General features: G+C 71.2%; 7 protein-coding genes. 5 read left to right on the top strand and 2 right to left on the bottom strand.

Annotation, left to right across the window (positions count from 1 at the left end):
• Positions 1 to 90: 90 nt before the first annotated feature.
• The gene (locus ACTWQJ_RS38955) at positions 91 to 1,530 is read right to left on the bottom strand and encodes an FGGY family carbohydrate kinase (protein ID WP_443311163.1); all 1,440 of its coding nucleotides are present in this window, start codon (positions 1,528 to 1,530) and stop codon (positions 91 to 93) included.
• Positions 1,531 to 1,793: 263 nt separating this feature from the next.
• Between ACTWQJ_RS38955 and ACTWQJ_RS38950 the strand changes: the two genes are divergently transcribed.
• The 4 genes from ACTWQJ_RS38950 (at position 1,794) to ACTWQJ_RS38935 (ending at position 7,889) form a co-directional block, all read left to right on the top strand.
• Positions 1,794 to 2,783: a hypothetical protein gene (locus tag ACTWQJ_RS38950; protein WP_443311164.1), complete on the top strand. Its 990-nt coding sequence runs from the start codon at positions 1,794 to 1,796 to the stop codon at positions 2,781 to 2,783.
• A gap of 28 nt (positions 2,784 to 2,811) precedes the next feature.
• On the top strand, positions 2,812 to 4,341 hold the full coding sequence (locus ACTWQJ_RS38945) for an amino acid permease (RefSeq protein WP_443311162.1): 1,530 nt from the start codon (positions 2,812 to 2,814) through the stop codon (positions 4,339 to 4,341).
• Between the two features lie 196 nt (positions 4,342 to 4,537).
• Positions 4,538 to 5,632: a mechanosensitive ion channel family protein gene (locus tag ACTWQJ_RS38940; protein WP_443311161.1), complete on the top strand. Its 1,095-nt coding sequence runs from the start codon at positions 4,538 to 4,540 to the stop codon at positions 5,630 to 5,632.
• 37 nt (positions 5,633 to 5,669) lie between these two features.
• A complete protein-coding gene (locus ACTWQJ_RS38935; RefSeq protein ID WP_443311160.1) occupies positions 5,670 to 7,889 on the top strand; it encodes an NADP-dependent isocitrate dehydrogenase in 2,220 nt (739 codons plus the stop codon).
• Between the two features lie 123 nt (positions 7,890 to 8,012).
• On the opposite strand, the gene ACTWQJ_RS38930 is transcribed toward ACTWQJ_RS38935, so the two are convergent.
• Positions 8,013 to 8,354: a DUF5713 family protein gene (locus ACTWQJ_RS38930; protein WP_385274569.1), complete on the bottom strand. Its 342-nt coding sequence runs from the start codon at positions 8,352 to 8,354 to the stop codon at positions 8,013 to 8,015.
• 85 nt (positions 8,355 to 8,439) lie between these two features.
• On the opposite strand from ACTWQJ_RS38930, the gene ACTWQJ_RS38925 reads away from it, so the two are divergent.
• Complete coding sequence (locus tag ACTWQJ_RS38925; protein WP_443311159.1) at positions 8,440 to 9,240, top strand: N-formylglutamate amidohydrolase; 801 nt, start codon at positions 8,440 to 8,442, stop codon at positions 9,238 to 9,240.
• Positions 9,241 to 9,280: the final 40 nt, after the last annotated feature.

The raw sequence follows: 9,280 nt of genomic DNA, 5'->3' as shown, positions 1-9,280 counted from the left end.
GCCCCCGCTCGGTGACCGTCGTCCGGCCCTCGCGCTGCGCCGTCTCGGCGCCCGTCATGCGGACGTCGAGCTGCCCCGTCTAGGTTCCCGTCATGCGGGCGTCCCGTCGAGGAGCGCGGCAACGGCGCGGCGGAACGCCGCGAGGCGCTCGGCGGCCTCGTCGGCGGTGATGCGGGGCTCGTACACGGCGGCCGGTTTCCAGTCGGGCAGCGCCTCGGCGACCGTCAGGCCGGGCTCCGCGCCGAGCCGGGCCAGTACACCCACGCCGAGGGCGGTCGCGTCGGGCAGCGCGGACACCTCGACGGGGAGTTGCAGCAGGTCGGCCTGGGTCTGCATGAGGAGCGTGGAACGGGTGAGTCCGCCGTCCACGCGCAGCGCCGCCGGCGGACTGCCCAGGTCCGTCGCCGCCGCGTCGGCGAGGTCGACGACCTGGGCCGCGAGGCCCTCGCACAGGGCGCGCACCAGATGACCGGGCGTGGTGTCGAGGCCGAGGCCGGTGAGCGATCCGCGCAGGTCGCCGCGCCACCAGGGGGCGGCGAGCCCGGCCAGTGCGGGGACGAAGGTGACGCCCCCGCTGTCGGGCACCGAGGCGCCGACGGGGTCGAGGTCGGCAGCGCCCTCGATGACGCCGAGGTCGGTGAGCCAGCGCACGGCGGACGCGGCCGTGTACACCTGGCCGTCCAGGCAGTAGGCGGTGCGTCCGCCGAGCCGCCAGGCGACGCAGCTGACCAGGCCGGAGCTGCCGCGCCGGGGGGTGTCACCGGTGTGCGCGAGCAGGAACGCGCCGGTCCCGTAGGTGCATTTGGCGCCGCCGGGTTCGGTGATGTGCTGGGCGAGCAGGGCGGCCTGCTGGTCGACGATCAGGCCGGTGAGCGGGATCTCCGGGCCGAAGGCGGTGGTGGTGCCGACGGGGCCGGCGGCGTCGACGACGTCGGGGAGGCGTTCGCCGGACAGCCCGTAGAGGTCGAGTGCGCGGGGCGACCACTGGACGCGGTCGAGGTCGAGCAGCTGGGTGCGGCCGGCGGTGGCGGCGTCCGTGACGTAGGCGCCGGTGAGCCGGTGGACGAGCCAGGCGTCGCTGGTGGTGACGGCTCCCTCGCGGGTGAGGTTGCGTCGTATCCACGCCATCTTGGGCGCGGCGAAGTACGGGTCGACGGGCAGGCCCGTCAGCTGCCGCAACTCGTCCTGGTGAGGGGCGAGTTCGGCGCACACGGGCTCGGCGCGGCGGTCCTGCCAGACGAGCGCGTCGGTCAGCGGGCGCCCGGTGCCGGGATCCCAGGCGAGCACGGTCTCGCCCTGGTTGGCCAGGCCCAGCGCCACGACCGGCTCGCGCGCCTCGGCGAGCGCGCGGCGGCCGGCGTCGACCACCGAGTCGTACAGCTGGGCCGGATCGACCTCGACCAGGCCACCGGGCAGAAAGCGGGGCCGTACGGCGGCGAATCCGGTACCGATGACGCCGCGTTCGGGGCAGATCACCAGCGCCTTGGTGCCGGACGTGCCCTGGTCGACGGCGAGCACCGGACCTGTCATCGAACCCCCTGTCGGCTCCTGGGCGATCACGGCTCGACAGCCTGCCGTCGCCCGCCACGCCCCGTCAAGCGGCGCTGACTCACCGTCAATCGAACTTTGACACGAGCCAGTTCCCAAGGATCAGGGAAAGCGGAGGTGAATGCGGAACCTCCGCCTCTATAGTGACCGCCGACCATGCGATCTCCTCAACCGCCGCTCGGGGGAGCCCTGTTGTTACTCCACCCTGCCATCCGGACCCGCCCGTTGACCGGGGCGGGGGGATGATGGCCAGAGACGGAGCACGACCCGCCTACGATCCCGCCGGACCCGACAGTGCGCTGCGCACTGCGCTTCAGGAGGTGCGCACCGGACGCTGGATGTCGATGCGCACGCTGCTCGCGGAGACCGCGACCTGGGGGCAGTGGACCCAGCGCACACAGATCCTGGCCGCCGCGGCCGCCGGCACCGACGTGGTGCGGGCCTGGCTCGCCGAGGAACCGGACAGCGTCCCGGCCGTGGTGATGCAGGCTCGGGTGGGGGTGGAGCGGGCGCTACGGGCGGCCCGGGACGACCATCGCCGTACGCAGGAGCTGTGGCACGAGGCCTGGCTGGCGAGCGACACGGCGTCCCGCGCGGCCCCGCACGACCCGGTCCCGTGGGTGTGCCTGCTGGCGCTGGCCCGGCTGGACCGCGAGCAGCGCTGGGACGAGCACCGGGTGGCGCCGCCGGAGCCGATGCTGCCGCCGGGCCCGTGGGGGCTGCTGGCTCAGGCCCACAAACGCGATCCGTACAACCGTGAGGCCCACCATCGCATGGTGCAGTTCCTGTACGCGCGCTCGGCGTCGGGGCGGCTGGCGGAGGCGGTCGGCTTCGCCCACTGGGCCGCCGACGGGGCACCGCCAGGCTCCGCGCTGCATGTGCTGCCGCTGTACGTGCGGGTCGAGCGCTACCGGCGGGCCGGCGGGCGGGACGCCGCGCTCGATCTGCACTGGGTCGCCGAGGACGCCACCCGGGAGGCACGCCGGGCCTTCCAGGGCTGGTTCGAGCTCACCACCGCCGCCGAACGCTCCCCGCTGGACCTCAACCACCTCGCCCACGCCCTGTGGGGCGCCCTCCAGTTCCCGGAGGCGGCCCGGGTGTTCGATGCCATCGGCCCGTACTACGCGCCCCTGCCCTGGGCCTGCCGCACCTCCGATCCGGCCGATCACGCCCAGGCCGTGGACGTCTTCCTGCAGGCCCGCGCCCGCAGCCGCTCGGCCGCCCAACGCCCCTGACGCCCCTTCCCCTCCCTGGAGGTTCCGTATGCCCCCCACCCCCGACGGTGCCCAGCAGCAGGTCCAGCAACAGGACGAGGAACAGCGCCTGCGCGAACTGGGTTACAAACCGGTGCTCGCCCGCCGTATGGGCGGCTTCGGCAACTTCGCGATCAGCTTCTCGGTGATCTCCATCCTGTCCGGCTGCATGACCCTGTACGGCTTCGGCATGGGCGCGGGTGGTCCCGCGGTGATGCTGTGGGGTTGGGCGGGTGTCGGCCTGTTCGTGCTGTGCGTGGGGCTCGCGCTGGCGGAGGTCACCAGCGCGTATCCCACGTCCGGCGCCCTGTACTACATGGCCGACCGGCTCGGCGGGCGCCGCTGGGGCTGGTACACGGGCTGGCTGAACCTGCTCGGCCTGCTCGGCGCGATCGCCGGCATCGACTACGGGGCCGCGCTGTTCACCGGCGCGTTCATGAACCTCCAGTGGGGCTTCGAGCCGACACCGGAGAAGACGATGCTCATCTTCGTCGTGATCCTGCTGCTGCACGCCACGCTGAACCTGTTCGGCGTGCGTCTGGTGAGCGTGCTCAACTCGATCAGCGTGTGGTGGCACCTCGCCGGTGTCGCCCTCATCGTCGGCGTCCTGGCCATCGTCCCCGACCACCACCAGTCGCCGTCCTTCGTCTTCACCGAGTTCGTCAACGAGACCGGCTGGGAGAACCCGGTCTACGTCGCCGCGATCGGTCTGCTGCTCGCCCAGTACACCTTCTCCGGCTACGACGCCTCCGCCCACCTGTCCGAGGAGACCGCCAACGCGTCGGTGTCGGCGGCCCGCGGCATCGTCCGCGCCATCTGGGTCTCCTGGATCGCCGGCTTCGTGCTGCTCGCGGGCCTGACCTTCGCCATCCAGGACTACGACGCCACGCGGGCCAGCGAGACCGGGGTGCCGCCCGCGCAGATCCTGCTCGACGGCCTCGGCACCGACGGCGCGAGCGCGCTGCTGCTCGTGGTCATCGTCGCCCAGCTGTTCTGCGGCAACGCCGAGGTCGCGGCGGCCAGCCGGATGGTGTTCGCGTTCAGCCGCGACCGGGCCCTGCCCGGCTCGGAGCTGTGGCGCAAGGTCAGCAGCCGCACCCAGACCCCGGTCGCCGCCGTGTGGCTGTCGGTGGCGGTCGCCTGTGTGCTCGCCCTGCCGTCCCTGTACTCGACGACGGCGTACGGCGCGGTCACCGCCATCAATGTCATCGGCATCACACCCGCCTACGTCATCCCCGTGTTCCTGCGGCTCCGGGCCGGCGACCGCTTCCAGCGCGGGCCGTGGCACCTGGGCCGATGGAGCCGGCCGATCGGCTGGATCGCGGTGGTGTGGGTGGCCTGTGTCACGGTGCTGTTCTGCCTGCCGCAGTCGTCGCCGGTGACGGTCGACACGATGAACTACGCCTCGGTCGCCCTCGCCGTCGTACTGGTCCTCGCCACGGTGTGGTGGTTCGCGGCCCGCCGTTCGTACGGAACGCCCACCACCGCGGCGTACGGCGACGACCGTGAACAGGCCGAACTGGCCGAGGGAATCGTCTGAGCGGCACGCTCCGGCTGCCGGACCAGGTACGAACCCCCGTGCCCGATACGGCAGGATGAGCGGTCGCGCCGGATTTCGAGAGGGCTGTCCGGTGCGACCGCACATCACGGAAGCGAGCAGGTGACAAGGTGACGAGACTTCACATCCGGCCGTCGGCGAGGACCTTCCCCGCGGATCTTCTCCCCGGAGGTGACCGGTGAACCGCGACCTCACCATGCACGACCTGGTCATCGCCGGAATCGCCGTGGCCGCCGGCCTGCTGGCGGCGTTCCTGCTGCGCATGCTGCTGCGCTGGCTGGGCAAGCACGCGGACCGCACCCGCTGGACCGGCGACGAGGTCATCGTGGACGCGCTGCGGACCGTGGTGCCGTGGGCCGCGATCGTGGGCGGTGCGGCGGCCGCGGGGGCGGCGCTGCCGCTCACCAGGACGGTGCAGCGCAACGTCAACCAGGGCCTGACCGTCCTGCTCATCCTCGTCGTGACGATCGCGGCGGCCCGGATGGTGGCCGGCCTGGTCCGGACGGTCACCGCGTCCCGCTCGGGGGTCGCCGGATCGGCGACGATCTTCGTCAACATCACCCGGGTGCTGGTCCTCGCGATCGGCTGCCTGGTGGTGCTGCAGACGCTGGGCATCTCGATAGCCCCGCTGCTCACCGCGCTCGGTGTGGGCGGTCTGGCGGTGGCACTCGCCCTCCAGGACACGCTCGCCAACCTCTTCGCGGGCATCCACATCCTCGCCTCGAAGACCGTCCAGCCCGGCGACTACATCCGGCTGAGCAGCGGCGAGGAGGGCTATGTCACCGACATCAACTGGCGGCAGACCACCATCCGCAACCTCTCCAACAACCTGGTCATCATCCCCAACGGCCAGCTGGCGGGGACGAACATGACCAACTACAACCGCCCCGAGCAGGACCTCACCATCCTGGTCCAGGCGGGCGTCGCCTACGACAGTGATCTGGAGCACGTCGAGCGCGTGACCCTCGAAGTGATCTCCGAGGTGATGACCGAGATCACCGGCGCCGTCCCGGACCATGAGCCGGCGGTGCGGTTCCACACCTTCGGCGACTCGCGCATCGGCTTCACGATCATCCTGGGCGTCGGCGAGTTCAGCGACCAGTTCCGGATCAAGCACGAGTTCATCAAGCGCCTGCACCGGCGCTACCACGAGGAGGGCATCCGCATCCCGGCCCCGACGCGAACGGTGGCGATCCAGCAGGGCGGCGCCCCGCTGCCCGACGCGGTCATCCCGGCCCCACGACCCAGCACCCACGATCACGAGATATCTTGATGTCGAGCAATGTTGCAGACGTGGAGCGGAGCACCCGGTGACTGACTCGACCATCATCTATACGCACACTGACGAGGCCCCGGCCCTGGCGACGTATTCCTTCCTGCCGGTGGTCCAGGCGTACGCCTCGCAGGCGGGTGTCTCTGTGGAGACCCGTGACATCTCGCTGGCCGGCCGCATCATCGCGGTGTTCCCGGAGTACCTCACCGAGGACCAGCGGATCCCGGACGCCCTCCACGAGCTGGGCGAACTCGCCAAGACGCCCGAGGCCAACATCATCAAGCTGCCGAACATCTCGGCCTCGATCCCGCAGCTGAAGGCCGCGATCGCCGAGCTGCAGGCCCAGGGCTACGCACTGCCGGCCTACCCGGACGACCCGAAGACCGACGAGGAGCGGGAGATCCAGGCCCGCTACGACAAGGTCAAGGGCTCCGCGGTGAACCCGGTCCTGCGTGAGGGCAACTCCGACCGCCGCGCCCCCGCGTCGGTCAAGAACTACGCCAAGACCCACCCGCACCGCATGGGCGCCTGGACCCCTCAGTCCAAGACGAACGTCGCGACGATGGGCGTCGACGACTTCCGTTCCACGGAGAAGTCCGCGGTGATCTCCGAGGCCGGCTCGCTCCGTATCGAGCTGAAGGGCGACGACGGCTCCACCACCGTCCTGCGCGAGTCCGTCCCCGTCCTCGAGGGCGAGGTCGTCGACGCCTCCGTGATGCGGGTCGCCGCGCTGCGGGAGTTCCTCACGGAGCAGGTCGCCAAGGCCAAGGCCGAGGGCGTGCTGTTCTCCGTGCACCTGAAGGCCACGATGATGAAGGTCTCCGACCCGATCGTCTTCGGCCACGTGGTACGCGCCTTCTTCCCGAAGACGTTCGCCCAGTACGGCGACAAGCTCGCCGCCGCCGGCCTGACCCCGAACGACGGTCTGGGCGGCATCTACAAGGGCCTGGAGGCACTGCCCGAGGGCGCCGAGATCAAGGCCTCCTTCGACGCCGAGCTCGCCGAGGGCCCGGAGCTGGCGATGGTCGACTCCGACAAGGGCATCACCAACCTGCACGTCCCGTCGGACGTCATCGTCGACGCCTCCATGCCGGCCATGATCCGCACCTCCGGCCACATGTGGGGCCCGGACGGCCAGGAGCACGACACCCTCGCGGTCCTGCCGGACTCCTCGTACTCCGGCGTCTACCAGGCCGTGCTCGACGACTGCCGCGCCAACGGCGCCTACGACCCGTCCACCATGGGCTCCGTCCCGAACGTGGGCCTCATGGCGCAGAAGGCCGAGGAGTACGGCAGCCACGACAAGACCTTCGAGATCCCGACCACGGGCACCGTCCGCCTCGTCGACCAGGCCGGGAACGTCGTCCTGGAGCAGACCGTCTCCGCCGGCGACATCTTCCGCGCCTGCCAGACCAAGGACGCCCCGATCAAGGACTGGGTGAAGCTGGCCGTCACCCGCGCCCGCGCCACCGGCGACCCGGCCGTGTTCTGGCTGGACGCCACCCGCGCCCACGACGCCAACCTGATCGCCAAGGTCGAGCAGTACCTGCCGGAGCACGACACCGAGGGCCTGGACATCCGGATCCTCAACCCGGTCGAGGCCACCAAGCTGTCGGTGGAGCGCATCCGCCGCGGCGAGAACACGATCTCGGTGACCGGCAACGTCCTCCGCGACTACCTCACCGACCTCTTCCCGATCCTGGAGCTGGGCACCAGCGCCAAGATGCTGTCGGTCGTCCCGCTGATGGCGGGCGGCGGCCTGTTCGAGACGGGCGCCGGCGGCTCCGCGCCGAAGCACGTGCAGCAGCTGGTCAAGGAGAACTACCTGCGCTGGGACTCCCTGGGTGAGTTCTTCGCCCTGGTGCCGTCCTTCGAGCAGTACGCCAAGACCACCGGCAACGCCCGCGCCCAGGTCCTCGCCGACACCCTCGACCGCGCCACGGCGACCTTCCTCAACGAGGACAAGTCCCCGACCCGTCGCGTCGGTGGCATCGACAACCGCGGCAGCCACTTCTACCTGTCCCTGTACTGGGCGCAGGAGCTGGCCGCGCAGACCGACGACGCGGACCTGGCCAAGGCCTTCGCGCCGCTCGCCGAGACGCTCGCCGCCAACGAGCAGAAGATCGTCGACGAGCTGATCGCGGTCCAGGGCAAGCCGGCCGACATCGGCGGCTACTACCAGCCCGACCCGGCCAAGGCCGCCGCGGTCATGCGCCCCTCGGCCACCTGGAACGAGGCGCTCGCGTCCCTGAGCTGACGCCCTGCCCCTCGAGGCCCGCTCAGTCTCCGCCCCGACCGGTGCACCGTCCGGCCGGGGCGGAGGTGTGTGCACGCCTGTGAGTACGCCGCATGCCGGGCCACCCCGACCAGCCGGGACGGCTCACCACTCCCGGGTGGCGATGAGCTCCTCGGCGTCCGCCTCGGTGAACCCGTACGCGGTGGCGATGAACCAGAAGTCCTCGGCTATCTCCTCGCGGGCCACGGTCTCGATCTCGCTGCCGGCTGCATCGAACTCGGCTTCCAGGTCGTTGAACTCGTCCGTGGCGGCGTGGGTCAGGACGTAGAGCGCGGGCAGGTCGGCGGGCCGCTCCGCCTCGATGCGCTCGCACAGCCGCAGCAGGATCGCCCTGCCCCGGTCCAGCACGTGATCGGGGTAGTAGTCGTCGCCGTACAGGCCCTTGAGAAACGGGTGTCCGGCCACCTGCTGGTTACTGATCGGCATGAGGATCCCCCTGATCGATGCTCGCTCGTCGATGTGGCACCTTGATCCTGCCGTACGCCACTGACAACGCCTCCGGAGCTGCCCGATGTCCCCCGCCGCACTGCCCTCCTACGAGCTGTTGCCCGGTGCCGACGACTCCCCCGTGATCCTGCATGTGCCGCACTCCGCCCGGGACATACCGGGCGACGTCCGCGCGGGCATCGTGCTGGATGACGAGGCGTTGGAGCGGGAGCTGGATCACATCACCGATGCGCACACCGCGCGGATCGCCGCCGAGGCGGCCGGGTTGTCCGTTGCCACGCCCTGGCGGTTCGTCAACCGGCTCTCGCGGCTGGTCGTCGACCCGGAGCGGTTTCCGGACGAGCGGGAGGAGATGCTCGCCGTGGGGATGGGCGCCGTGTACACGCGGACCACGCACCGGGGCGCGCTGCGGCCCGAGGGCTTCGACCCCGAGCCGCTGATCGAGCGCTACTTCCGCCCGTACGCCCGGGCCATGACGGAGGCTGTGGCCGACCGGCTCGCCGCCACCGGCCGGGCCGTGATCATCGACGTGCACTCCTATCCCACCGCCCGGCTGCCGTACGAGTTGCACGGCGAGGATCCGCGCCCGCCGGTCTGCCTGGGCACCGACTCCTTCCACACGCCTCCCGAGCTGCTCTCGGCCGCCCGGGAGGCGTTCGCGCAGCGCGGGGAGACGGGACTCGACAGCCCCTTCGGCGGCACGTACGTACCCCTGGAGTACTACGGGTCCGAGCCCCGGGTGAGTGCGCTGATGGTGGAGATACGCCGGGACATGTACATGACCGAGCCGGGTGGACCGGCCGGTCCCGGACTGCACCGGCTCGCGACGGCACTGGCGGAACTGGTCGGCGCGGTGCCCCACTGACCCCGGCCGGCGCGGGTGGCGGTCTCAGGCCCGCAGCCAC

The sequence above is a fragment of the Streptomyces sp. KR55 genome (assembly GCF_052245645.1).
Taxonomy (GTDB): Bacteria; Actinomycetota; Actinomycetes; order Streptomycetales; family Streptomycetaceae; genus Streptomyces; species Streptomyces flavusporus.
This window is presented reverse-complemented; position numbering and strand designations above follow the sequence as displayed.

Bases quoted from the DNA above. Each gene is read 5' to 3' on its own strand.
- ACTWQJ_RS38955 (WP_443311163.1), bottom strand. From the start codon at position 1,530: ATGACAGGTCCGGTGCTCGCCGTCGACCAGGGCACGTCCGGCACCAAG.
- ACTWQJ_RS38950 (WP_443311164.1), top strand. From the start codon at position 1,794: ATGGCCAGAGACGGAGCACGACCCGCCTACGATCCCGCCGGACCCGAC.
- ACTWQJ_RS38945 (WP_443311162.1), top strand. From the start codon at position 2,812: ATGCCCCCCACCCCCGACGGTGCCCAGCAGCAGGTCCAGCAACAGGAC.
- ACTWQJ_RS38930 (WP_385274569.1), bottom strand. From the start codon at position 8,354: ATGCCGATCAGTAACCAGCAGGTGGCCGGACACCCGTTTCTCAAGGGC.
- ACTWQJ_RS38925 (WP_443311159.1), top strand. From the start codon at position 8,440: ATGTCCCCCGCCGCACTGCCCTCCTACGAGCTGTTGCCCGGTGCCGAC.